We start from the raw sequence: 25,964 nt of genomic DNA on the forward strand, positions 1-25,964 counted from the left end.
ATAATCTTTTTAGAAACATATCACATTCTTTATTTTATGGATGTTGGTATCCGCACCTGTACTCTCGTCCCTCGACCGAGCTCGCTTTGAATCGTAATTCCATACCCTTCACCGAAGTACGTTCTGATTCGCTCCTGCGCATTGAACAAGCCATAGGACTTTGATTGCTTGCTAAGCACTATAGCAGTAACCTCCTCTGCGATGCCGGGACCGTTGTCTTCTACAGTAAATACGATATCATCTTCAATAAGATCAACATCAATTCGTAATATACCGCGCCCTTCGCGCTTGTTATCAATGCCGTGCTCAATCGCATTTTCAACGATGGGCTGCAGGATCAATTTGATCATGTCATACTGCATCACTTGCGGATTAGCTTCATAAATAAATTCAAAGCTGCTGTCATGCATAATAAGCTGTAGTTCCACATAAGACTTGGTGTTCTCGAGTTCATCTTGAACACGGATAACATCCTGCCCTCTGTTGAGCGTAGTTCGATAGAATTTGGATAAGGTCGTCGTGATTCGGCTGATATCATAGGCTTCAATATTTATAGCCTTCCAATTGATGAGAGATAGGGAATTATATAAAAAGTGCGGGTTGATCTGCGCCTGCAGCGCCTTAAGCTCTGCCTCTTTCTGCACAACCTTGCTGCGATACACTTCATTAATGAGCTCATTAATGCTCTGCAGCATATCTTTAAACCTTCCGGTCAATTCACCGATCTCATCCTTAGAATCTACCATGATATAGGCCGATAGATCACCGTGAGCGATCTGTTTCATCGTCATATTCAAACGATAGATTCGTTTGACAAATGTCGCGGATAATATCCAAATCACCAGCACCAGCACCAGGAGGCATATGCCGATAGCCAGCATGGTAGCCTGTAATATACGGTTAGCATCTATGACTATGGCATCCTTTGGCACATAGAACATCATTGTCCAGCTTGTAGCTGCAATAGTCTTATTAATGACGATGTAATGGTCATCATCAATGGGATTTACTCCAGAATCAAGCCCGGGCTGATACTCAAAGACAGTCTCGTTATCTTGGTCCTTGATCATCACCCCGTAATCATCAATTGTCAGCTCTTTCAAGCTGTCGAAAGTCTTCTTACTGTCAAGTTCGATAACAGCTAGATTCTTGAGGCTGGCAATGTCGTCACCGACAATCGAGCGTACGCCAAGAAGTCGACCCTCTTCCTTGATCCAATTCGTTTGACCGTTCATCATCACCTCATCAAACCAAGGCTTATCTGTCACATGGTTGATGGACATGATCGAATATCTGCGTTCCGTTATCTCATTCTCCGTATAGACTGTCAACTGATTGATCTCATCATTTAAGAACAGGATCGTATTGAACAAAGGATCAACTATGGTATTCAGATCGTCATACATATAATAGTAGTTAGAATAGTGGTTGTTAAAGATCTCCTTAATGCTGGAGTTGGATACGATGGATTCGATAGCGGCGTTGTACTTATTAAATTTGTAATCGAGATTATTTGCCAATTCAGCAACATTGTCTGTTAGAGCCATCTTCGCTTGCTGCAGCAATAGATTCTTGGATTGTGCATAGGAATATCCTCCGAGTACAATAAGAGGTATAATGATGACAAACAAGTAGGAAATGAATAATTTATGCTTAAATCTCACGTTTGCGAAAAATTGAGTCAAATAGTGCATCCTTCGTCCACAATCCCTTCATATGACATCCCTGCACTCGTCCACTCTAAACGTAGCATTCTCGCTTTCCTAAGACAACAGAAATTGGATCGCCTTGTATACGTTTCGATAGAAAAAGCCCGAAATCTCCATAAAACGGAGATTCGAGCTTTAGACCCCTCCCTTGCCTTAAGGGGAGCATTATTCCTTAACTGCACCAAGCACTATTCCACTAACAAAATATCGTTGTAGGAACGGATAGATAATCAGAATCGGAACCATCGACACCATGACTTTTGCTGCATTCAACGTTCGATTCGATATCGAAGATAAGCGGCGCAGTTCCTCCGGATCCGTCGTATTCATAATCGAGTTCAATGATACAACCAGCTGCTGGATATAAGTCTGCAGCGGCCAATTCTCTTTATGGTTCATTAGGATCATGCCATCGAAGAACGAATTCCAATGACCGACGATTGAGAATAGCGTAACTGTCGCAAGCGCAGGCAGCGCTGTTGGTATGTACACCGAAAGCAACGTTCTCCACGGGCCTGCTCCATCGATATGGGCTGCTTCTTCTAATTCCTTCGGTACGCCACGGAAGAAGTTCATCAGAAGGATGACGTTAAATACTGGCACTGCTGTTGGAAGCACAAGCGCCCATATCGTATCGAGCAGCCCATAGCTGCTGATCGTCATATACCACGGAATAAGCCCCCCGCTGAACAGCATCGTAAAGACGACGAACCACATATAGATGTTCCTGCCAGGAAACACTCTAGTTGTCTTAGATAGAGGATACGCCATCATCACTGTAATAACGAAGTTGATCAGCCCACCGAGAAGTACTCTTATAATGGAAACACCAAATGATGTGAAGAAGGCATGATCCTCCAATACCTTCTGGTAGGAAGCCAGGCTAAAATCTACAGGCCAGAAGAATACTTCCCCGGCATTCGCAGCCGCACTGCCACTGAAAGATATCGCTATCGTATTAATGATCGGAACAAGACATGCGAATGCTGTTAGGGCAAGAATTCCGTATATAATATAGTCTGCGATATGAAACTTTCTCACCATATAAAATCACACTCACTTAGAAGATTCGGTAGTTCGCATACCTGTACGCTAATCTATAAGAACACACGATTAAGATAAAGCTTATTACCGACTTCAACAAACCGACAGCCGTCGCCAGTCCGTATTGCATCTCTTGTAAGCCAATCCGATACACATACGTATCAATAATATCCACTGAGGAATAAACCATAGGGTTATACATATTCAGTATTTGCTCGAATCCAGCATTCAGCACGTTACCTAGGCTGAGAGTAGTCAGTAATATAACAATCGGCAGCATACCCGGAACCGTAATGTACAGCAGCTGCTGAAACCGATTCGCGCCGTCAATCGCAGCAGCCTCATACAATGTCGTATTTATTGATGTTATCGCCGCTAGATAAACAATCGTATTGAAGCCGAATTCTTTCCACACGTCACTCACGACCAATATCGGCCTAAACCAAAAGTTACTCGTTAAGAACATAATAGGTTCAAAGCCGAAAAATTCTAATATCCCATTAATGAATCCGTTTAAGGTAAAGAAATTGATCAAGATACCGGACAAGATTACCCATGATAAAAAATGAGGCAGGTAGACGATCGTCTGGATACTCCGTTTGAACAGTACATGTCTCGCTTCATTTAACAGTAAGGAGAAACAAAATGGCACAATCAACCCAAGCACAATTTTACTGATTGCGATAATGATCGTATTCTTAAAGATTTGCAAGCTATCAGGCAGTAAGAACATGTATTTGAAGTTATCCAAGCCCACCCACGGGGATCCCCATACCCCTTTTGCTGGAATAAAGTCCTGGAATGCGATCACAATACCGAACATCGGAACGATACTGAACATAATCAACAGAATAATTCCTGGTATGAGCATGAGGTGATAATTGACAATGAATCGTGTATGCTTCAAGTGCTCCACCCGCCTAAGAAATAATGAATAAGGTATTCCAACATCCGATGGATATGCAATACCTTATTCGATTGGCCTCAACTAATCTAGACTCGTTATGGGTTTACTTCTATTTATGCGGATCTACTTGTTCACTTCTGTAATGACTTCTTCTCTGATCGTGTCTCCGCCAAGATTCTTCCAGTTCTCGACGAATGTATCGAAGCTATCCAATGGTTCTACTCCCGTAATAATCTTCAGGAACGTTTCGCTCTCCATCTTGGCCAGGTTCGTGCCTTTCGTAACCATAGAAGGCGTCTGTCCGTAGAATACTGGCTCAATCTTGTTCAATTTCTCTGATTCTACTTCTTGGCCGCCGATATAAAATGCAAGCTTGTTCGCATAGTGAGCAATATCCTTTTTCGGTGCCTTCTCGTCAATGACGAGCGAATCATATTTGGTTACTTGATCCGGTGCCAAGCTGGAAGAATCATGTTTTTCCAATGCAACTTTCAATGCTTCCGCATCACGATACACAGCATCCTCATAGTTCAATTGAAGATTGAACGGCCAGTTCAGCCAGCTAACACCCAAGCCCTCGTAAAGCGACTTGGCTGATTCATCCTTTAGGCGATGACCCTCGTACTGTACGCTCAGTGCTTTTACGACAGCTTCTGGATGCTCGTAGCCTTTACGTACTACCAGATACTGCCCAGAAGGTTTGGACAATAGCAGGTTTCGCTTGCCGTTCTCATCCATAGGCGCTGTTAGCGGAATCCATTCAGCGGTCGGATCGTTCTTCACCGAATCAGACAACATCCAGCCCGCGAACCAAGGAGCAAATACCATACCTGTCTTGCCGCTTGCAACAAGGGTAGCGTTATCATTCCATTTCCGTGTTACGAACTCTTTATCAATCAAGCCTTCAGCGTACATTTCGCGGAGCTTGCCAAGCGCTTCTTTCGTCTCCGGCATGATGGAACCGTTTGTAATCTCACCAGAGGAGTCCTTAACCCATTGCTGTGGGAAAGATCCATACACTGCGAATATAGGATCTAGCGTAAAGAACGCGCCATCCATATATAAGTTCGGGTCCCCCGTCAAACCAACCGTGCCTTCTCCACCCAGCTGCTGATCAACGAAGGCTTTCGCTGCCGCAGTAACTTCATCTAAGGTGGAAGGCGGCTGCATGCCAACTTTGTCCAGCCAATCTTTACGCACCCACAGCAATTGATGATTGCCCGCGAGATTCGTATCTGGCAGCGCCATCAGCTTTCCATCGATCTTGACGGAATCGAGTACCCGTCCATCAAATGAATTATAGTATTCTTTAATGAGCGGCGATGCGCTCTTCTCATAGGCTTCTGTCAAGTCTTCCAGCATATCGGATTCAGTTAGTTTCCTGAACTGTGTTTCATCTACGACCATCACGTCAGGAATGGAAGTGCTTGTAATCGCCAGATTGACTTTCTGTTTATATGCTTCTCCATCATCTACTGAAAACTCGTACTTAATCTTCACATTAAGTTTATCTTCTACGTACTTGAGGAACTGATTGTTCTCCAATGTGTCTCCAGCAGGCAAGTTATTGCCTGCGACACCTTGTCGGCCAAGTGTGATGGTTACCTGATCCTTATATGGAGTGAAGGTATCCCAATTCTTTTCTGGCGCAGCAGCCTCTGTTGAAGGCGAGCCTTCCTTATCAGCCGGTTCGGCTGCTTTATTCTCTTTCCCCCCGCAAGCTGATAGAACAACGGACAACATAAGAACTGAGATCAATAATGCTATAAATTTGCGTTTCATGCGTGACCTCCTCATTGATTTGTAGTGTTCTTCCTTCTATACAAAATTGTAGAAAATAATGTGCTATTACGAAATAATAAGTTCTTTTGAATCATATGACTATTTTTAGAGTTTCTCCGCGATCCATCAATAAACTTCAATTTCAGATAAGCCCACATGCGATCCAGTGCCTTCCTTTACTAATAGCTTCACCCAGGTCACTTCCTTAGCCGGGAACGTGATATCTTTCATCTCCCCGTCAATTGGAAGGCTGTCCACCTGGACTTCCGTACCATCGCTGAATAGAAGGATACCTCTGTTCGCGTTGTCATGTAGATTCGATCGATCGGAAAGCTTAATACGACTAATTCTTACCTTTTGACCCCAATCCAGCTGAATCCAAGGATTCAACTCCCCATTCGAAGCCCATTCACCAGTGCCGTGAGCGCCTACAATGCCGTCGACCGCTTTATTCGCATCATAGTCATCATTGTATTGCGACGAGACGCTTACCTTTGCCGATCGTGCCAGGTTTGGCGCTTCGTACACCTGTATCTCGGATAGTCCGACATTAGCCCCGCTGCCTTTCGTCACTTCGAACTTTACCCAGTTCACTTGCTTCGTATCGAACGTGACTCTTTTATCCAATCCATCATTCGGGATATCGTTAACCTCTATTGTTGTTCCATCACTGAATATCAGCTTCCCTTGCATCGCATGATCATCCAGATTGATCCGGTCATATATCACCACTTGATTGATAATGACCTTATTCGGCCAGTCTAATCGTACCCAAAGCTCTGCTTCACCCTTGGATGCCCACTCGCCTTTGCCATGAACGCCGTATAGGCCATCGTTTACGTTAGAAGCACCATAGTCAGCATTATACTGTGACGACGCCGTGACAGTGGCCAGCCCAGCTATATTGCCATCTACTACAAGCGTAGGCTTAGTCGTTACGGTCACCACGTTACAAGGCAGAGACAAATTGCCCGCATAATCATAAGCCTTAATCGTGTATTCGTACTGCTCGCCGCCCTTTGCTCCTGTATCCAGGTAGCTGTTGTAGAAAGCCGACACATCACGAATTTCATTGCCATCACGATAAATCTTGTATCCTTTCACCTTCACATTGTCGAGAGAGCGACTCCAGACGAGCGATACACGTGTGTCGCTCTGAGCATATCCGTTAGCTTGTTCCGGCTTACTAGGTGCTTGATGATCAGCAATCTCCTTGTTCACTGCAGCAACCGATTTCCCATAATCGCTCTTAATGCCACTTTTCACTGCTCGGACCTTATAGTAATACTCATGCTCACGTTCAGGCTTAACTTGTATGTCAAAGTAGTGATTTGAACTGACCGATGTCAAATAATTACCTGAACCCGGCTCAAAGTCAGCGACCGTGTCACGAAACAGCTCATAATGCACAGCATCGGAATGCTTATCTGCATTCCAACTTACCAATGTTCCGGTGTCGTCTGTAACAGCTGACAATTCGCTCACTTTTTGCGGCTTATTCCCTTTACGCTCTACACGAATAGTCTTCCATCCGTGACCCTCTATAGGAAATTTCACTTTTCCTTGATTAAGCTTAAGAGATTGCCGATCATTTTCTACCAGATCCGTTTCCGTTACTTCTTTCGGATTCAGAAGGCTTAAATCGACGGTGACCTCTGTATCGATACCAAGCGTTTCGTTAAAGCGAAGAATAATTCCGTCATCATTGGACTCAGCAGGCTTCGCTGCGGTTAACACAACATGATCCTTGTCAATCGATAGGAACTGGCCTTGATTGGCTTTTAAGGTTCGGTTCTTCTGCTCCTCCGAGATCACGGATGCTCGAAGTACATTATTGACCTCCATCCCGAACTGATCTGCTCTTCCTTGCTTCCAGTCGCCTCCCTCATGGGAAGTGAGCGAATACTTGAAGGTCACCGGTCCAGGCTGTGTTTTTTGGAAGTTAACATGCCATTTGTTATTGAATACAAAGCTATAGATCCATGGCTTCTCCATGTTGTAATCCCAAGGACCGAGCGCAGATCTCCGCTCTCCATACTGCACGATTGGATTCGATAACAGCGACATGGTGATACCATAGTCCTCCTGGTTAGATGCATTGATCCAGCGGTTCACGGTATAGTAGGCTGTGCTGGATGAGTAGAACTGCTCATTTTCAGGATTATGGATATCCGAATTCACATAAGGTCTTAAATCACCTGTCGGCATCTCATGCCGGACCATAAAGTCGGGCATGTTGAGCGGGAAGACGAAGAACGCTTCCTCATCCTGTGTCTGATAAGACGGTGCGTCAGACTTATCAACCTCGTTAATGATATCGATGCGAGGAAGCTCATCATACAGAACAACATTACGTTTCATATCATTCACGCCTACTGCGCTGCCTGTAGCCGTTATCGTACCTGATACAGATCCAACACGGTGTGTCATTTCCGAAGACTCCACTTGATGCGTTGACAGTACATCATGGCTCATCTTCTTCGTTGTGAAATAAACATATTCGTTCATCTGATAAGGAGCGGTTACATCAACCATCTCTTTATTGCCATGCAACTTATCCAAGATACTGACAATTGCTCCTGTCTCGTCAAACGTCACCTTATAAAAATCATTTTCTAACGTGTTGGACGTTGCGATCACATTGGATTGAAACACAGGATCATCGTTTCGCTCCTTAATGCTATACATCTTATATCCCAACCCTGGTACATTAGCAGCGACAAACACTACTGTGCCGTCTTCCCTTTTTTCGTACTCAACCGGTTGTCCTGTTTCCTTATCTACTATGTCAAAGTGATTGGGCAATTGTCCTGGTTCAACTGCGACGACATCAGAACGCTCCCACGACAGCGCATTATACACAGCGATCTCTGGTCCGTCTGTCGAAATGGCCTTCCCTAGAGCAGTAAGCGAGCTCTTCATAACTTGATCGGATAACTGATTGGCAGATATGGCATTATTCCGCTTCCAACGCCATTGATCATCAGGCTGAGGAAATTCACTGCCCCAGGAATGCTCATCGTAAATAATCATATTTTTGTAAGCGTTTGCGATATCTTCATATGGATAATAGGAGTCGGCAAAGAGATTCGCCATCGTCGCATAGAATTCTGCTGCAGGCAGTTTATCGTGATTCTCCTTGTTTATAGCCGTTTCCGCTGATGTCGATGATACCCCATAATTCCACCAATCTTCCATATTGCCTGTAAATGTCGGAATCTGCTCTTTATAGTTTTCTTCTACATAACTGAAATAATCACTCACTGTTGAGCTGATAAATTGAGGGTATACATAATCGCGGCCTTTGCTGTCCGTCTTTGCATTTAAAAATTTGATATTGTCCTTTACAGAAGTTGTGATACCTTGATTATCATAAGGTGTTGTGAAGTTAGTGACGATCGCGTCATAAGGATAGATTTCATTATGGTACTCCATGATCTTCTCTGTCGCCTTTGCAAGTGTCACATTGCTATTTTCATTACGGAAGTCCATCTCATCGGTGCTGTAGTGGCCATAATTATAGGTTAATAGCTTATTATCAGCGTTCTTCCCCTGATAATAGAATAGCTTAGGATAAGGAGCGAGCGGATCCGGATTCTGGCGCAGCATGGCATATTTCACCCCGGAATCTACCATCGAATCAACTGCTGCCCAAGAGAATCCAGGGCTGTCTGTCATATGAAGAACATCATTAGGACCTACACCCAACTGATCTTTCAAGTAACGGGATGAAAAATAATTGATCCGCGCTAACTCTTCCGTTCCGAGTCCGCCATACACCGTATTTACGTAGCTTCTCGGATAACTTATCATTCCATCTTTCAGATTCCGCTTTAATGTCTCGAACCAGTCCGCATCTCTCGAATAACGAGCGGAATCGTACAGCATATAGGAAGACTCGATTGGATATTTGAATCGATCCGACTCGTCCCATGATTCAGTCTCTTCAATATACCGGAAGGCATCATCTAAGTAGCCTGGAAAGATCTCGTTGTTTAATTGCTGCTGATCGTTCGTATACCCGATATCCAAGTGCATATCATGTGCAACGAACACCTTCCAATGGCGAATCTTCTTTTGAGGCTTTGATACTTCTATCACAGGCGCGCCTGTCCCCTCATCGTTGTCGTAGATCTGAAAGTGAACCGTATCTCCATCCTCATTCAGCTCTTCTACATCGACAATGACGGAGTTTTGCCCTTTGTTTAATGTGCCTAACGATTGAATGTAAGGCGGTTTTCCTTCAACAGTTATCATCGCCCATGCATCGAAGACTTCTCCACGATTATCAATCCTCAGTTCGGTCTCCGACTTCAACTGATCGCCATCTTTGATCATCCACGGCTTTTGAACAACATCCGTGATCTTGCTGGAAGTTGAGGCCGACGCCGATGGTGGAAGCGGTCCCAAAATACTCCATAACATGCTTAGTACTAGCACATAGGCTAACTTTGTCCTCATGAAATCATCCAACCTTTCGAAAGATATAGATTTCAGAATAATCGTAGCACTCCCATAAACTCAGCTAAACGCTAAATATTTTAGAAACATATCAAATAATTGAGATTGCACAAAAAAACAGCCGGTCCCAAGACCGACAGTTTTAGTATATAGCATCTATTCACCCTATCATTTCTCGATATTTCTGCGGACTAACACCATGGTATTTCTTGAACGTCAGACAAAAGTAAGATGAATTCCAGTACCCGACGCTCTCGCAAATATCGACAATCTTCATGTTCGTCTTTTGCAGCATGACCTTAGCCTGCTCCAACCGATACATCGTAATATACTTAATTAAGCTCTGCCCTGTCTCCTTCTTGAACAAGTGACTCAGATAGCTAGGATTCAATGATACTCGTCTCGCGATAATCTCCAGGCTGATATCGTTCATGAATTCTTTCTCAATCATCCGAATCACCTGCAGCACGATATGGCTCTTCGTCTCATTCGCATCGGAATAGACATTATCTCCAATTATTTCGTTTAGAGCATGAAGAACCACTTCTTTCACTTGAAGAATGGAATCACTCTTAAATATGCGTTCGACCGTTTGCTTAAAATCGACATCTTGGTTCTTGACAGCCTTATCGCAAGCCTTCTTCACCATATCCGAGCATAAATATTTCACATAGATAGCAGAAGAGTTTCCTTTGAGGCTTAAATGATTGAATAGAAGTTCAATACTCTTTGTTGCTTCCGTGTAATCATCATCATCGATATATTGATATATATTCGCCAGAATCGTATCTACGCTATCAAGGGTTGGAATGCAATCTATAAAGTCATCACCCGTATACAAGATCACATTGTCTTCAAAGAAAAATTTGTATCCTGCTGTCTGTTCAATCTGAGCAAACGAATCTCCGATAAGCTTCCAATCAGATACGACAGAGCCGTATACGATGCAGCAATACCGCTGAAAATGCCTTGAGATCCTATCTGTTAACGCCTCGCTGTATGCCTTGATCGGGATATCTTCCTGCTTGTCTGAAACATGAATAAATAGCACACTTTGACGCTCATTTATGTTCAGCCACTCATATTCGCGGTCAATCACTTCATTGACGATGTCTGCGAACGCCTCATTATGCTTATCGAATATTCGTTCTGTGAACTCGATCAGCATTAATACGACAGGCTTGCCTGCAATCGGGATATCTTGCTCAGCAAGCTTGGTCTCATGATCTGATGCCGTCCCGCTCAATAGCTCAATCAGCCACTTTTCCTTCTCGTATTCGATGCCTTTCTGATAGCCTTCCAATAGTTTAGCTGCTTTCATCTGTTCTTGCTGCTTCATCGCGCACTTCTCTATTACACTTGTCATAATGTCATTGAATTCATGTATATCGATAGGCTTTAATATATAGCTTGAAGCATTATAGTGAAGCGCTCTCCTCGCATAATCGAATTCGCCGTAAGCACTATAGATAATGATTTCCGTCGCAGGCGCCATACGGCTTACTTCTTCCGCCAACTCCAAGCCGCCTATAAATGGCATCTTGATATCTGTGAACAATATATCAACAGGATATGAACGAATATACTCCAAAGCCTTTTCGCCATTCTCCGCCTCTATCACTTGCAGATCATACTTATACTTCTCGATTAATAATTTGATTCCGTCTCTTTCGATCTTTTCATCATCAACTATTAATATCGTGAACATAGTGATCCCCCTTGGAGTAGTGGATAGCGTTTACAAGATATCAATATTCTATATTCGTTAATCATACTCATCTAGGATAACATCGTCTAGTAAGCTTCTTGTCTTTTTCTGTATGATTGTTGGTAAAAATTACCTATACCCCTATCTGACGAAGTATAGCTTATGCCCATATACGGCTCATCGTCGTCTACAAGCGTCCAAAATATTCGTACAATCGTTCCAGACACATTCCATTCACATCTTCTGTGAACAGCCGGTGGAACAGCCGAACGTTCATTTTGACCTTATCCACACGGTTCGCAGTGCAAAGACACTTGTTACATTCAAATCCTATCAGCAGATGGAGCAGGAAGAAAGAGAAATGTTCTATGAGGATCTTTTATCTGGGTCTGACTTCAACTTGCCTAATATAGTCCTGCGGAAGGATAGATCAAGAGGATAAACAATTCTCTTGAGATAAACCAACGACCTGAACACATCGTATGGACATCAAAAAGAGGCCAGAGACGGTTTAATCGTCCCTGACCTCGACCCTAACCATTTATATTAAGATGCTAATGCTGCTACATTATACGTAAGACTTGAAATGCATCTTGAATCGGAACAGCGCGTCCTCCTCGTACCATACCGGGAAGTTGGTTCCCCAAGTATTGTTGTGCAGATTAACATGCATGCCGCCAGTCAAGGAGGCGAAGGAATGATCGAACTGAAGCAATCTTCGTTCGCCTGGACATACCAATGCAGCATCCAGCATCTCGATCTGCACCTCACCGTCAGCACCTCGATACGTGATGCCTCTGTTGACGGCGTGCATGTTGCGATTGCCGCCCTTCACTACCTCGAGCGGTGATATGAGCTGTCCTAGCTTATCCATTTTCCATAGATTCGGATTGTCTACAGCAGGGTTGAAGGTGATCCAAGAAGCCTCCGGCAATCGGTTTGCATCCTTATCGAACCACATAAGCTTATATTCAACCGTGTCGGAATCCACTGAGAATCTGTATTCAACTTCGAGCTCTCTAGGCGCTCCCCGACGATCTGCCGCTTCTTTAGGCATCCGCAGCTTAAGCTTTACGATATCCTGGCCTTCCGCATGATGGTGAAGGATAGCGCTCAGTTTAGGCGTTACCGTCTGATGAGTAATCCACTCAGAAGTCAGCTCCATCCCCGGCTTGCCGAAATCCCCGATCACCCAGAAGTGCGTATTCTTCCATCTGACATGATATTCGCGATACCAGCGATCATAATCTTCTTGGGAATAGGTTTCGTAGGAAAACAGACCAATCGGATTAGAAGGGCCTGCCCATTCCTTGACGTTCTTGTCGCGAAGCTCGACGATAGAGCCATCATCAGCAAACTTAACCTTGAAATTGCCTAGTGCGTATGACTGATCGGCTTGCAATACTGCAGCTTCTGCTGAGCTTGCCGTATCACGTCTTGGCTTGAGCCCCTCCAGCGCAGCTGTCGCTTCTGCTTGTCGCTCCGGATGAAGAGCCGCAACAGCTCTCAAGATATAGTCCCGCTGCTCCTGCCAAGATCGTTCCATCATACTGTAAGAGCGCTCATCCAATCTAGATTGCGCTTCCTCGCCGAACATATCAACGATTTCACCGCGTGAATTATGCTCCAGGAAGCGATACTCCATCGGATTCAGGGCAACATCTGTCTTATCATGTTTACGCGCCTTCTGGAAATCTGCCTTCTCATAATGAGCGTAATCCGCCAAATAACGTTTAACATCTGCTCCCCAAGTGTGCTCCGCAACCATAATCAGCTCATCGCAGAACGCCTTGTATTCTTCATCCGCTGTAGTCCAAGCGCCTTCCGCTAGCCACCGGCTCTTCAGTCTTAGCAGCTCCCGATAAGCAGCCAGCTTATACGGATCTGAGGAAGATCCGTGAATCCAGCTGTCGCCAATCTCTTCTTCTACGACTGGCAGGGTATCACGGATAGCCCATATTTTCTCCGCGTAGCGATCCAGCGTCGAGGCTTCAATAACCGCATTCGGATACGCTTCTCTTAGCCGTTGGAATTCTGCCTCGATCTGCTCTACGGATGATGGTCCGTGATTATCGTGCGTATGCGCGAAGTACAGCATATCCTGCAGGCCTTCCATTTCAATGGAATCGCCGTAGTCCTTGCTGTATTGAACGATGATCTCCGATCCGTCTTGATTGCGCCATACAAATACTTCCGGCACATGAGGCACATGACTTGAGGCATTAACGCCCAGATGCACATATTTAATTCCCGCCTTGGCGAGTTGAGTGATCATCGAACGCGTATGACCGGGAACGTCGGTCATCTTGGCAGCGATCGTCTGTTTGCCGAAGCGGCGATCCATCTCTTGCGACATTTCAATCCCGTATGCCAGCAATTCGGGGTCCAACAATTCGGTATAAGTTGTAAATGGCAGTCCGTGCCATCTTAGATAACCCTTGTCGATCGCATCAGCAACCTTGCTCTTCGCTTCTTCGCTGCCATGCTTCAAGATGTGATGGATCAGCCAGGAGCCTGTTGTCCATATAAAAGACCCTTTGTCCGGGTGCTCCGCGAAGTACTCCGCCGTTGAGATGGCGCTCGGAATGAATACGTTCATGTATCGATCCGTCACACGTTGCGCCAGATCGGTATAGCCGATATCAAGATGCGTCTTGAATACGACATGGATATGCTTCTTGGATTGATTAGCCAATAATCTCACTCCCTATCTTAATTCATCTAGCTGCATCTTTACGATTTATACGTAGGACTTGAAGTTCATCTTGAATCGGAACAGTGCGTCCTCCTCGTACCATGCTGGGAAGTTGGTTCCCCAGATGTTGTTGTGCAGATTCACATGCATGCCGCCCGCCAAGGATGCGAAGGAATGATCAAACTGAAGCAGTCTTCGTTCGCCTGGACATACCAAGGCAGCATCCAGCATCTCGATCTGCACCTCACCGTCAGCACCCCGATATGTGATGCCCTTGTTAACGGCATGCATGTTGCGATTGCCGCCCTTTACTACCTCGAGCGGTGATATGAGCTGTCCCAGCTTATCCATTTTCCACAGATTCGGATTGTCTACTGCAGGGTTAAAGGTAATCCAGGAAGCCTCCGGCAATCGGTTCGCATCCTTATCAAACCACATAAGCTTATATTCAACCGCGTCACAATCCACAGCGAATCTATATTCAACTTCGAGTTCTCTAGGTGCACCACGCTTTTCTGAAGCTTCTTTTGGCATCCGCAGCTTGAGCTTCACGATATCTTGGCCATCGGCCTGATAGTGAAGAATCGAGCTCAGTTTAGGCGTTACCGTCTGATGGGTAATCAACTCGGAAGTCAGTTCCAGCCCTGGCTTGCCGAAGTCCCCAGTCGCCCAAGAGTATGAATACTTCCACATCACATGATACTGACGGTACCAACGATCATAATCTTCTTGGGAATAGGCTTCGTAAGAGAATAGACCAATCGGATTGGATGGGCCTGCCCATTCCTTGCCGTTCTTATCTCGAAGCTCGACGATAGAGCCATCATCTGCAAACTTAACCTTGAAGCTGCCTAGAGCGTATGACTCGTCGGCTTGCAATACCGCAGCTTCTGCTGAGCTTGCTGTATCGCGTCTTGGCTTGAGCCCCTCTAGCGCTGCTGTCGCCTCCGCTTGTCGCTCTGGATGAAGTGCCGCAACAGCTTTCGTGATATAGTCCCGCTGTTCCTGCCAAGAACGTTCCATCATACTGTAAGAGCGCTCATCCAATCTGGATTGCGCATCCGCACCAAACATATTGATCATGTCAGCGCGTGCACCACTCTCCAGGAACTGGTACCCCGTCGGATTCAGGGTAACATCTGTCTTATCACGTTTACGCGCCTCCTGGAAGTCTGCCTTTTCATAATGAGCATAATCCGCCAAATAACGCTTAATATCTGTCCCCCAAGTGTGCTCCGCTACCATGATCAGCTCATCGCAGAACGCCTTGTATTCTTCATCTGCTGTAGTCAAAGCGCCTTCCGCTAACCATCGGCTCTTCAGTCTCAGAAGCTCCCGATAGGCAGCCAGCTTATACGGATCTGTGGAAGAGCCGTGAATCCAGCTGTCGCCGATCTCTTCCTCCACGACTGGCAGGGTATCGCGGATGGCCCATACTTTCTCCGCATAACGATCCAGCGTTGAGGCTTCAATAACCGCATCTGGATACGTTTCTCTCAGCCGTTGGAATTGTGCCTCGATCTGCTCCACAGATGAAGGTCCGAGATTATCGTGCGTATGCGCGAAGTACAGCATGTCCTCAAAGCCTTCCCGTTCATAGGAATTGCCGTAATCCTTACTGTAATGGACGATGATCTCCGATCCGTCTTGGTTGCGCCATACTGCCATTTCTGGCACATTCGGCACAGTACTTGATCCATTAACGCCCAGATGCAAATACTTGATGCCCGCCTGGGCGAGATAAGTGATCATCGATCGCGTATGACCAGGAACGTCGGTCATCTTGGCTGCGATTGTCTGCTTGCCGAAGCGGCGATCCAGCGCCTTCGTCATCTCCATACCGTATTGGAGCAGTTCTGGGTCCATCAATTCAGTATAGGTTGTAAAAGGAAAACCATGCCATTCTAGATAACCCTTGTTGATCGCGTCTTCCACCTTGCTCTTTTCTTCTTCGCTGCCGTGCTTCAAGATGTGGTGGATCAGCCAGGAGCCTGTTGTCCAGATAAAGGCCCCTTTGTCAGGGTGCTCCGCGAAGTACTCAGCCCCTGAGATCGCACCCGGAATGAATACGTTCATGTATCGATCCGTCACACGCTGCGCTAGATCGGTAAAACCAATATCGAGATGCGTCTTGAATACGACATGGATATGCTTCTTAGATTGATTAGCCAATAGTCTCACTCCTAATTTCATTCATCTAGCTACATCGTAAGGGGTTACACGTGAGTTTACTTTTCGATTCATATCAAATAGGATTCGAAACATTAAGAATTTGAAACACAAATAAGGATCGTGCTGGTAATTCAAGAAACCTGAACTCATCGTATGGACATCAAGAAGAGGCCAGAGACGGTTTGAGCGTCCCTGACCCTGATCCTGATCCTAACCATTCTTATTAAGGTGCTACTGTTGCTGCGTTATACGAAGGACTTGAAGTACATCTTGAATCGGAACAGAGTGTCCTCCTCGTACCAAGCCCGGAAGTTGGTTCCCCAGACATTGTTGTGCAGATTCGCATGCATGCCGCCTGTCAAGGATGCGAAGGAATGATCGAACCGAAGCAATCTTCGTTCGCCTGGACATTCCAAGAAAGAATCCAGCATCTCGATCTGAATCTCGCCGTCGGCGCCTCGATACGTGATGCCTCCGTTAACAGCGTGCATGTCACGATTGCCGCCCATCACTACCTCGAGCGGAGATATGAGCTGTCCCATCTTATCCATTTTCCACAGATTCGGGTTGTCTACAACAGGGTTGACTTTTCCATTCATATCGAATAGGATTCGAAACATTAAGAATATGAAATATGAATCGGGGTAATGGTATGACGATTTCCAACAAGAACAACGAGCGGTGGGTCTATCGCCACGGTGATCATCCAATGCTGATGCACATGACGGAATTCGAGCTGTTAGGATATGACCATTTTAAGACGGCTGCTCCACTGCAGATCCATTTCCATGAAGATGCTTATGAGTTTGTCTATATTGAACAAGGTAAAGTGAGCTGGGAAGTTGACGGCGTCACGCACCATACGCATGCGCAGCAGCTATTCCTTACACGGCCGGGAGAGATACATCGAGCCAGCTTCGACTATATTGGTCCTTGCACGATCTGGTGGATCATTATACGAAATCCTGAAACACATCATGAATGGTTCACATTAGGGGAAGCAGAGCGAGAAGAATTCGTTCATGTGCTTAAACATCAACCCCGTATATGTTCAACGAACCGAGGGATTGTCGAGCCCTTCCGCAACTTGCGAAGAGTCATTGAACAGCCAAATTCGATATTAACGGCATATCAAGTGCGCCACTATATATTAGAAATACTGCTTCAGCTCATGCAATCGACGAACTCATCCTCGCAGTCTCCCGACCTGCACCAGTATTCGGTGGAGCTCGCTTCTCGCATTGAGGCGAATCCGGCTCTTCGTTGCACAAATGAACAGCTCGCGGCAGAGGCAGGACTGAGCGAGTCGCATTTCTATCGTGTATTCCGTGAAACTAATGGGCAATCGCCCGCAACCTATATGGATCGAGTGCGTATGGAGTGCGCTTGCCGGATGCTCCTGGAATCTCATTCAACGATAACAAGCGTAGCGATGGACTTGGGGTTTAAGACGAGCCAGCACTTTGCGACGGTGTTCAAGAAATATGTCGGCATGACTCCGCGCGATTGGCGCAATCGTGAGGGGAAATAAGTTGCTGCCTTCAGCATCCAGAGCGACGCCAGCCTGTGGGAAAGGGACGACCCCTCCCGGGCTGCTCCTACGATAAAGCAAGAAATGTCGTTCTGGATGCTATTCCAGATTCCATTACTTTAATATTGTCCTTTTATTACAAAAAACGAGCCCCGAATGGTTCCCGCCAGTTTAGACTTCTGCCTAGCAAACTTAAACTTCCCTTCTAACTCCTGTGGTACCTCCATCCCCTCAGAAAGCTTAAAACCAACGGCCCGCTTCTTAGGGTCATCAACCGTATACATGACATTAAGCCCAAGACCATCCTCATAAAAGACGTAGGTAAATTGGATATTTTCCACTTGAAAACGTGACGTTTCTAATGGTTTGGCCGCAAACTCAATATCACGTTCTTCTTTCAAAATTCGGTTTACGTAATCAAGGTTCTCCTGACTTTCGCTAGCTGGTACAACCGTAAATGAATGCTTGTATTTGTTCATAAAGTAACGGGCTTCATTCGCGCGTAAACCAGCAAGCGTTTCTGCTACAGGTGAAGACTCTAAACCAACCGTAGACACATTTTTAAAATCAACGATATACGACATTTCCATCCCTCGTTTTCTCTGTTTATTCCCTAATCCTCTAAACTACTAAGTATCATACCAATTATGATTCAAGAGGAAAATTTCACTGGTAAATTTGTAGATTTGTTAGATGGTGTTCTATAGACTGGTATTAACAACTATCTCTTTAAATATACGGATATTGCTGGCGGGAAGAAAGGTGGTTACAGAGGGAGTCAGTTGTTCAAAATTTTGACCACCCGAACACCGGCCTCAAAACCTTGCGCATCCAATAAGCGATTATCGTCCCTGCGTTCCATGAACCGGGATTCTGCAAATACTGCATGTATTGATCGTTGATAATATAAGTCCAAGTGGAAGTAGGACTCTTCAGCCCAAACTTTTCCCACATAGCCGGATCATTCGAACCTCCGAGCTTTACGAGCATATTTGCCGACTCTCTATTTATTTTTTCCGGAATTCGCTCGTATGCTTGGATGATTTGCGCATGAAATTCATCGATCGGATTGCGGTCAGCAAGGCTCGTCAAATGGATGCCTTCACGAATGTAAGAAACGTATGCCAGATGGTCCGCCCAGAACTTGTCGATATAATAAAGCCGTACCCGCTGCTCCGAAGGGCTCATCGGCGTCTCGCCTTTCAAAATTCCGAGCCGCTCCTCGTATAGAATACGCCTCTGTTCCTCCACCATATCCGAATAACAGTTCAGTTCCTGGCGGATATCGAAGTTTTGGCCCATAATAACGCGCTGAATATGCGCAATATCGCTGCGGAGCACCGACTCTTCGAGAGCCTCATCCTGCCTAAGATCACGTATCGCTTTATCGATGCCGAACCTTAGCATCAACTCGTCTTCCAAGCTTACGAAAAATACGGAGGCTCCCGGGTCACCTTGGCGGCCAGAACGCCCGCGCAGTTGGTTGTCGATCCGCACGCTTTGGTGCATATGCGTACCAATCACGTACAACCCGCCCAGCTTGGCGACAGCCTCTGCTTGTGTAGGGTCGCCGCCGCCGAGCCGAATGTCGACGCCGCGTCCCGCCATATTCGTAGACACCGTGACGGCGCCGATTTCTCCCGCTTTGGCGATGATCTCGGCTTCTTTTGCGTCGTTTTTCGCATTCAGAACATGGCAAGGTACGTCGGCTATCGCTAGCGCCTCCGCCAGCATGTCAGACTCCCCGACGCTTGACGTACCAATGAGAATCGGACGTCCCGTTGAATGGACGGACAAGATTTCTTGTACAAGTGCCTTATGTTTGGCTTCTTTATGGGTATAAATTCGGTGCGAATGGTCGATCCGTATGTTTGGCCGATTCGGCGGAATTTGCACGACCTCCAGCTTATAAATCTCTTCGAATTCCATAGCGGAAGCTTGCGCAGTAGCCGTCATTCCGCAAATCTTCGGATATAGGCTAAGGAAGTGTTGAAGGGTGATGGTACCGAGAATTTTCCCGCCGGCTTGCGACTGCAGCCCTTCTTTGGCTGCAAGCGCGGCTTGTAACCCGTCGGGCAAATACCTGTTCTCCGCCACACGGCCGGTGTATTCGTCGATCAGCTCAATTTTACCGTTCCGGACAATGTAATCGACGTCTTTTTTCAATAACAATTCCGCATGCAGTGCGCAATTTAACGACATTAACAAATGACTATTATGGCTCTCGTACAAATTGCCGCATCCCAGCAGCGATTCCGCCTTCGTTGAGCCTGCTTCATTTAAATAGACGTTCCGATTGAACTCATCGAATTCGCAATGCTCATCTTGCTCGATCTGCCTAGCCACTGCTGCGAAACGAATGCCGTCGTTGCCGGATGAGCCCGGCTCGCCCGCGATAACTAGAGGCACTCGCGCTTCGTCAAGAAGCAGTGAATCCGCTTCGTCTACGATGACGTAGTGGAAAGGACGATGCACGGTATCGACTTCGTCGAGAGCGATCGTGTCGCGCAAATAATCGAATCCCGCCTCTTTGGCCGTAACATAGGTTATATCCGCAGCGTACGCTTCCCGTTTCTCAGATAAGCTCATTCCCGCCTGAACCGCTTTTACCGTTAACCCGAGGAAACGATAGATCGGGCCCATCCAATCCGCATCTCGATTTGCCAAATAATCATTAAAAGTCAGCACATGAACGCCTTCGCTGGTTAGCGCATGTAGATAAGCAGGCATGACAGCAGAGAGCGTTTTTCCTTCGCCGGTATGCTGCTCGATCAAAAATCCTTCATACAGAGCGATGGCTGCCATGATCTGGACATCGTAGGGCTGTAATCCGAGCGTTCTCTTCGCTGCCTCACAAACTAGCGCATAAGCATCGACAAGCAGCTCGTCCAAAGGCGTACCCGATTTCGCTTCCTTTCTCAGCCGAAGAGATTCCGCTTGCAGTTGCTTGTCATCCCACGCTTCCAAATTCCGTTTCCTGATGAGCTCCGCTTTGTCCCGATAGCCTTTCAGCTTACGCTGGGTATCGCGGTCTTTGAATTCTCGCATCAACTTGACGACTAAATTCATCGGAATTTGATCCCTCCTCGGTAGAAATACGCGATTCTATAGTGGCTAGAGTATAATCAAACCCCATAATAATAGCAAGATTTGGAATAAAAAAGAGCGTGTCCCTAAGTAGAAAAAACCACTCAAGGGACATGCTCTTCTTCGAATTAATCTTCTTGCTCTACGTTATGGTATACCTGTTGAACATCGTCCAGATCTTCCAGCGCATCGATCATCTTCTCGAATTGCGCCTGCACGTCTTCTGGAATCGTTACATAGTTCTGAGGAATCATGGAGATCTCCGCAACGGTAAATTCCGTGACGCCTTCATTCTTGAACGCTTCTTGGACAGCATGGAACTGATCCGGCTCAGCATATACGATAATCGTATCGTCCTCTTCCATAATATCGCGAACATCTACATCCGCGTTCATTAGGATTTCCAACGCTTCATCGGCTGTCTTACCTTCTAAACCAATGACCGCAGTCTGCTCAAACATATAGGATACAGATCCGCTTACGCCCAAGCTGCCGCCATTCTTGTTGAATGCAGAACGGACTTCAGACGCTGTACGGTTTACGTTATTCGTCAATGCGTCTACGATAACCATCGATCCGTTAGGGCCGAAGCCTTCATATCGAAGCTCTTCATAATTCTCATCGGAACCGCCCTTAGCCTTTTCAATCGCACGGTCGATGATCGCTCTTGGCACATTATAAGTCTTAGCACGCTCAAGCACGAACTTCAACGCCTGATTGGAGTCAGGATTCGGTTCGCCCTGCTTCGCAACTACGTATATTTCTCTTCCGAATCTGGCATATACGCGGCTCGTGTTGGCATCCTTGGATGCTTTCTTTTCTTTAATATTATTCCATTTACGTCCCATACTGAATTCGCTCTCTTTCTGCAAAAATGTGCATAATTATTATAATTATATTTCGAAACGGTGACTTGAGCAAATCGAATTGTTCACATGGAATAAATATACAAAATAGACACTCTGCTCACACAGAGTGCCTGTACGGTCTCATTGAATAGTCCTAGCCCTAAGCATTCTTCTTAAGCGGGCGGCATTTGTCTCCCGGGATCGTTAGTGTCACGAGATCTTTCTCCCGCAGCAGCCGATGCTCCGCATTATTCAAAACATCCACGGACACGTCTAATCCATCAACGTTTACCTGATAACGCACCACATTGCCCAAGATAGACAGATTGTTGATCTGCCCCACGGCCTGCATGTACCCAACAGCTTTCCGATCCAGAGCCGTTTGCGGCTGAATCGCAATGACCTCCGGGCGAACAGCAAACAGCTCGCCGTGAGGGATGTGTGAGAACCCCGCCTGCTCCAGTTCACCTCGATGCCACACATTATAGCTGCCGATGAAGCGCGCGACGAATTCCGTATCCGGAGCGGCATAGATTCTCTCCGCCGTCCCTTGCTGCTCGATCTCGCCGTGATTCATCACGATAATCCGGTCGGATATGGTCAGCGCCTCTTCCTGATCATGCGTGACGAAGATCGTCGTCATGTTCAGCTTCCGCTGAAGCTGGCGAATCTCGCTGCGCAGCGTCCGACGAATCTTCGCATCCAGCGCGCTTAGCGGCTCATCGAGCAGCAGCACCTTCGGACGCTTCACGAGTGAGCGCCCCAGCGCCACACGCTGCTGCTGGCCCCCGGATAGCTGATGCGGATATTGATTCTCCTTGCCCTTCAGATCGGTAATCTCGATCATTTCTTCTACCAAGGAGGTGTACTCCGCCTTCTTCATCCTGTCCATCTTGAGCCCAAACGCCATGTTCTCGAACACGGTCATATTCGGAAACAGCGCATACGATTGAAATACCATTCCCACTCGCCGATCCTTCGGCGACAACGCCGTAATATCTCGATTACCGATGAACATTTTACCGGAGTCAATGGGATGTAACCCTGCAATCGCACGCAGCAGCGTGCTCTTCCCGCAACCCGATGGGCCTAGCAGTGTGAGGAACTCTCCCTCATCCAACGTAAATGAGATGTCCTTCAGTACAGCAAGCTCATTGTAGCTCTTCCTTACCCCTTCAACGCGTACAAAGCTCATGATTCTTCCTCCTGCACCGACGTCTTCTTGTACCCTTGCGACTTCCAGCCGCCCAGCTTCAGAACAAGCCCTGACAGCAATAATATTAATAGAAAATAAGTCATGACGACCGCGCTGGAGGACTGGCCGGACGTCTTCATCTGATTGTACAGATACATCTGGATCGTCTCGTAATCACCGCCAACGAGCATACGCGACATGACGAACTCTCCAAATATCATGGAGAAGGACAGCAGGCTGGCTACTAATGTGCCCGGCAGGATATTGGGAAGAATGACTTTGCGAAAGGCTGTCATCTTGCTCGCTCCCAGCACCTCTGCCGCATCCACTAAATCGATCGCATTGATCGTGTCGAGACTGTTCTTTACACTCTGATAAATGAAAGGCTGGATCATGACGAAGTAGACGCCGAGCAGAATCCAGATCGTACCCGTGATCGCAACCGGCTCCGAGGAATAGATCTTAATCAAGCCGATGGCCGCTACCACTGGCGGGAAGGCAAACGGAAGCATAATCGAAACTTGCAGAAGCTTCTCCCACTTCGGATAATACACATGGAGCACGAAGATCACCGGGATCATAATCGTAAGTGTAATCGATACCGTCAACACACTGACAAGAACCGTTCTGCCCATCGCCGCATAGAATCTCAGATCGGTCCAGAGCTGCCCGTACCATTTCAGCGTGTACGCCGTAGGGATAATGTCGTTCTGCCATTCCTTGGCCAATGAGAATAGTAAGGTGCCGATAATCGGGAGAAACAGATATAAGAGCAGCACGACAATAACCGACACATGCCATTTCCCGCTTCTCCCGGCTTGCCTCGATGTCTTATGCCGCTTAGCGGCTGTACCTGTCGATTTCACAGACCTCTCCTCCTCGACCAGCGCGACATCTGTTCACTGATGAACAGTGAGATCAGCATGATTAACGCCAGAATGACGGCCAGAGCGCTGCCCAATTGGAAATTAGGGAAGATATCGCCCGACACCAGAGCTGCGATGCGAATCGTCAGCAAATTGTAATTGATGCCGGTCAAGGCATATGCTGTCGCGTAGGCGCCCAGCGAATTGGCAATGAGAATGCTGAACGTACCGAGCAGGCTTGGCAGCATAACTGGGATGCCTATATGGCGCCAGAACTTCCAAGGTGCAGCGCCAAGGAGGGAGGCTGCCTCCTTCCATTCATCGCGAATGCCGTGGAAGATCGGGTACACAAGCAGAATGGCAAGCGGTGTCTGGTAATAGGTGTAAGTCAGCAATAGGCCGGTTCCCGAATAGAGATCGAAGCTAGCGAGTGTACTCCAACCCATTTCCTTGGCTAATAGGATGAACGCGCCATTACCTCCGAATAGAATCATATAGGCAAAGGCCAGCGGCACACCGACGAAGTTCGTAATCATGTTGGAGATCATCAGCATGATATCTCTTACCCTGGTCGTAAAGCGAGTAATGGAATATGCGCACACAATAGCGATGATGATGGCGATAACACTGGAGAAGAGGGATACTTTAACACTGTTAATGATCGCCTGCTGATAGAGCGGACTGGAGAAGCTCTTAACATACTGACCAAGGGAGAACCCTTGGCCAGCATCATCCTGAAAGCTCATGACAATCATACCCGCGATTGGGAGCAGCTCGAACGCACTGATCCAGAGGATAAGCGGGAGCAGGACAAGCAGCATCATTTTACTTTGGATTGCACCTGTTCTAGCCATAATTGCGGCAACTCCTTGAGTGCATTTTCCCATACTTTAAAGTCTTGAATCGGTTTAACGTTCGCGTACTCTTTCTCGTCGATCATCTTAGCCGATACATCGTCTGGAAGCTTCACGCCCGTACGAATCGGACGAGCAAAGCCTTTAGCCAGATTAACCTGGCCCTCATCGCTGAATATGTAGGCTCGAGCAAGCTTCGCCGCATTCGGATTAGCTGCGTTCTTGTTGATGACCGAAGCATATCCGCTGATGACACTGCCTTCTGAAGGGATATGCACATCGAACTTGGCTGGATCAATCTGCTCCCGGTAGCCTAATGAGTTGAAGTCCCATAGCAGGATGACCTCGCCTTCACCCTTCTGAATCGTTGGCACGCTGACGTCCGTCTTCGCAATTCGTCCTTGCTCTGCCAGCTCTGCGAAGAAATCAAGCCCCGGCTTCAAGTTGCTCTCACTGCCGCCGAATGCAAGAGCCGCCGCCAACACCGCGTGCTGGGCCTGCGATGCCTTCGTCACATCGCCGACCGACACTTTATACTTGCCTGCTTTGATGTCAGCCCAGCTCTTCGGGCAAGTATCCACCAAAGTTTTGTTGCATAGGAAGGAGATAGAACCGGTGTAGCCAACTACCCAGTCGCCATCATCATCCTTGGCCCAGGCAGGTATCTCATCCCAGTACTGCGTCTTATACTTCAGCGTCAGTCCCTTCTGTTCTGCTACCGGACCGAATGCAATTCCGACATCGCCAATATCCGGAGGATTGTTCTTCTCCGTCTCGAACTTCGCCAGCTCTTCCGCGCTGGACATATCGGTATCTGTGTGATCGATGCCGTACTTCGATTTCAGGTCGTCCCATGTTCCTTTCCAGTTCGCCCAGGAATCCGGCATACCTACGCTTGCGAGCTTCCCTTCCTTCTTAGCCAGAGGCACAAGCTCTTCAAGCGTAAGATTATCCGATGCCGTGGAAGTACCGCCGCCGTCACTCTTCTTGGAGCCGGAACTGCACGCAGCAAGCAACACAACCAAGACTAGAAGCAGTACCATTAAGCCTCTCTTCTTCACGCCTAACATTCCCATTCCTCCTGCACCTCCTCTTCCCCTCCAAA

General features: G+C 46.8%; 18 protein-coding genes. 2 read left to right on the plus strand and 16 right to left on the minus strand.

The window, feature by feature from the left end; all coding sequences use genetic code 11:
* Positions 1-29 precede the first annotated feature (29 nt).
* The 6 genes from ACXX53_RS13950 to ACXX53_RS13975 all read right to left on the minus strand — a co-directional run bounded on the left by ACXX53_RS13950 (position 30) and on the right by ACXX53_RS13975 (position 11,611).
* Positions 30-1,664, minus strand: a complete 1,635-nt coding sequence (locus ACXX53_RS13950; RefSeq protein WP_458569254.1) for a sensor histidine kinase — start codon at positions 1,662-1,664, stop codon at positions 30-32.
* A gap of 210 nt (positions 1,665-1,874) precedes the next feature.
* The gene (locus ACXX53_RS13955) at positions 1,875-2,753 is read right to left on the minus strand and encodes a carbohydrate ABC transporter permease (RefSeq protein WP_458569255.1); all 879 of its coding nucleotides are present in this window, start codon (positions 2,751-2,753) and stop codon (positions 1,875-1,877) included.
* Between the two features lie 16 nt (positions 2,754-2,769).
* Positions 2,770-3,660 (minus strand): ABC transporter permease, encoded by an 891-nt coding sequence (locus tag ACXX53_RS13960; protein ID WP_458569256.1) that lies wholly within the window; start codon positions 3,658-3,660, stop codon positions 2,770-2,772.
* A 123-nt stretch (positions 3,661-3,783) separates the two neighbouring features.
* Positions 3,784-5,442, minus strand: a complete 1,659-nt coding sequence (locus tag ACXX53_RS13965) for an extracellular solute-binding protein (protein WP_458569257.1) — start codon at positions 5,440-5,442, stop codon at positions 3,784-3,786.
* Between the two features lie 126 nt (positions 5,443-5,568).
* Positions 5,569-9,903 (minus strand): DUF7402 domain-containing protein, encoded by a 4,335-nt coding sequence (locus tag ACXX53_RS13970; protein ID WP_458569258.1) that lies wholly within the window; start codon positions 9,901-9,903, stop codon positions 5,569-5,571.
* A 160-nt stretch (positions 9,904-10,063) separates the two neighbouring features.
* On the minus strand, positions 10,064-11,611 hold the full coding sequence (locus ACXX53_RS13975; RefSeq protein ID WP_458569259.1) for a response regulator transcription factor: 1,548 nt from the start codon (positions 11,609-11,611) through the stop codon (positions 10,064-10,066).
* A gap of 112 nt (positions 11,612-11,723) precedes the next feature.
* On the opposite strand from ACXX53_RS13975, the gene ACXX53_RS13980 reads away from it, so the two are divergent.
* Positions 11,724-12,053: a hypothetical protein gene (locus ACXX53_RS13980; RefSeq protein ID WP_458569260.1), complete on the plus strand. Its 330-nt coding sequence runs from the start codon at positions 11,724-11,726 to the stop codon at positions 12,051-12,053.
* 126 nt (positions 12,054-12,179) lie between these two features.
* Here the strand turns inward: ACXX53_RS13980 and ACXX53_RS13985 are convergent, their stop codons facing one another.
* From ACXX53_RS13985 to ACXX53_RS13995, 3 genes are all read right to left on the minus strand, one after another.
* Positions 12,180-14,306: a DUF5054 domain-containing protein gene (locus tag ACXX53_RS13985; protein WP_458569261.1), complete on the minus strand. Its 2,127-nt coding sequence runs from the start codon at positions 14,304-14,306 to the stop codon at positions 12,180-12,182.
* A 45-nt stretch (positions 14,307-14,351) separates the two neighbouring features.
* On the minus strand, positions 14,352-16,478 hold the full coding sequence (locus tag ACXX53_RS13990) for a DUF5054 domain-containing protein (RefSeq protein WP_458569262.1): 2,127 nt from the start codon (positions 16,476-16,478) through the stop codon (positions 14,352-14,354).
* Positions 16,479-16,723: 245 nt separating this feature from the next.
* A complete protein-coding gene (locus tag ACXX53_RS13995) occupies positions 16,724-17,098 on the minus strand; it encodes a hypothetical protein (RefSeq protein ID WP_458569263.1) in 375 nt (124 codons plus the stop codon).
* Between the two features lie 14 nt (positions 17,099-17,112).
* On the opposite strand from ACXX53_RS13995, the gene ACXX53_RS14000 reads away from it, so the two are divergent.
* Positions 17,113-18,009 carry an AraC family transcriptional regulator gene (locus tag ACXX53_RS14000; RefSeq protein ID WP_458569264.1) on the plus strand — a complete coding sequence of 299 codons (897 nt, stop codon included), beginning with the start codon at positions 17,113-17,115 and terminating at the stop codon, positions 18,007-18,009.
* A gap of 119 nt (positions 18,010-18,128) precedes the next feature.
* On the opposite strand, the gene ACXX53_RS14005 is transcribed toward ACXX53_RS14000, so the two are convergent.
* The 7 genes from ACXX53_RS14005 to ACXX53_RS14035 all read right to left on the minus strand — a co-directional run bounded on the left by ACXX53_RS14005 (position 18,129) and on the right by ACXX53_RS14035 (position 25,935).
* A complete protein-coding gene (locus ACXX53_RS14005) occupies positions 18,129-18,593 on the minus strand; it encodes a phage tail protein (protein ID WP_458569265.1) in 465 nt (154 codons plus the stop codon).
* Positions 18,594-18,795: 202 nt separating this feature from the next.
* Complete coding sequence (locus ACXX53_RS14010) at positions 18,796-21,078, minus strand: preprotein translocase subunit SecA (protein ID WP_458569266.1); 2,283 nt, start codon at positions 21,076-21,078, stop codon at positions 18,796-18,798.
* A 146-nt stretch (positions 21,079-21,224) separates the two neighbouring features.
* Positions 21,225-21,944: a YebC/PmpR family DNA-binding transcriptional regulator gene (locus tag ACXX53_RS14015; RefSeq protein WP_458569267.1), complete on the minus strand. Its 720-nt coding sequence runs from the start codon at positions 21,942-21,944 to the stop codon at positions 21,225-21,227.
* 160 nt (positions 21,945-22,104) lie between these two features.
* Entirely contained in the window at positions 22,105-23,139 is a 1,035-nt protein-coding gene (locus ACXX53_RS14020; RefSeq protein ID WP_458569268.1) for an ABC transporter ATP-binding protein, read from the minus strand.
* The gene (locus ACXX53_RS14025; RefSeq protein ID WP_458569269.1) at positions 23,136-24,005 is read right to left on the minus strand and encodes an ABC transporter permease; all 870 of its coding nucleotides are present in this window, start codon (positions 24,003-24,005) and stop codon (positions 23,136-23,138) included. The genes ACXX53_RS14020 and ACXX53_RS14025 overlap by 4 nt, the downstream gene beginning before the upstream one ends.
* Positions 24,002-24,859, minus strand: a complete 858-nt coding sequence (locus ACXX53_RS14030) for an ABC transporter permease (RefSeq protein WP_458569270.1) — start codon at positions 24,857-24,859, stop codon at positions 24,002-24,004. Before ACXX53_RS14030 ends, ACXX53_RS14025 begins: the two co-directional genes overlap by 4 nt.
* A complete protein-coding gene (locus ACXX53_RS14035; RefSeq protein WP_458569271.1) occupies positions 24,826-25,935 on the minus strand; it encodes an ABC transporter substrate-binding protein in 1,110 nt (369 codons plus the stop codon). Before ACXX53_RS14035 ends, ACXX53_RS14030 begins: the two co-directional genes overlap by 34 nt.
* Positions 25,936-25,964 lie beyond the last annotated feature (29 nt).

The sequence above is a fragment of the Paenibacillus marinisediminis genome, assembly GCF_054343325.1.

Bases quoted from the DNA above. Each gene is read 5' to 3' on its own strand.
- ACXX53_RS13980 (WP_458569260.1), top strand. From the start codon at position 11,724: ATGATTGTTGGTAAAAATTACCTATACCCCTATCTGACGAAGTATAGC.
- ACXX53_RS14020 (WP_458569268.1), bottom strand. From the start codon at position 23,139: ATGAGCTTTGTACGCGTTGAAGGGGTAAGGAAGAGCTACAATGAGCTT.
- ACXX53_RS13995 (WP_458569263.1), bottom strand. From the start codon at position 17,098: ATGTTTCGAATCCTATTCGATATGAATGGAAAAGTCAACCCTGTTGTA.
- ACXX53_RS14035 (WP_458569271.1), bottom strand. From the start codon at position 25,935: ATGGGAATGTTAGGCGTGAAGAAGAGAGGCTTAATGGTACTGCTTCTA.
- ACXX53_RS13965 (WP_458569257.1), bottom strand. From the start codon at position 5,442: ATGAAACGCAAATTTATAGCATTATTGATCTCAGTTCTTATGTTGTCC.
- ACXX53_RS13975 (WP_458569259.1), bottom strand. From the start codon at position 11,611: ATGTTCACGATATTAATAGTTGATGATGAAAAGATCGAAAGAGACGGA.
- ACXX53_RS14005 (WP_458569265.1), bottom strand. From the start codon at position 18,593: ATGTCGTATATCGTTGATTTTAAAAATGTGTCTACGGTTGGTTTAGAG.
- ACXX53_RS13970 (WP_458569258.1), bottom strand. From the start codon at position 9,903: ATGAGGACAAAGTTAGCCTATGTGCTAGTACTAAGCATGTTATGGAGT.
- ACXX53_RS14010 (WP_458569266.1), bottom strand. From the start codon at position 21,078: ATGAATTTAGTCGTCAAGTTGATGCGAGAATTCAAAGACCGCGATACC.
- ACXX53_RS14000 (WP_458569264.1), top strand. From the start codon at position 17,113: ATGAATCGGGGTAATGGTATGACGATTTCCAACAAGAACAACGAGCGG.
- ACXX53_RS14030 (WP_458569270.1), bottom strand. From the start codon at position 24,859: ATGGCTAGAACAGGTGCAATCCAAAGTAAAATGATGCTGCTTGTCCTG.
- ACXX53_RS14015 (WP_458569267.1), bottom strand. From the start codon at position 21,944: ATGGGACGTAAATGGAATAATATTAAAGAAAAGAAAGCATCCAAGGAT.
- ACXX53_RS13955 (WP_458569255.1), bottom strand. From the start codon at position 2,753: ATGGTGAGAAAGTTTCATATCGCAGACTATATTATATACGGAATTCTT.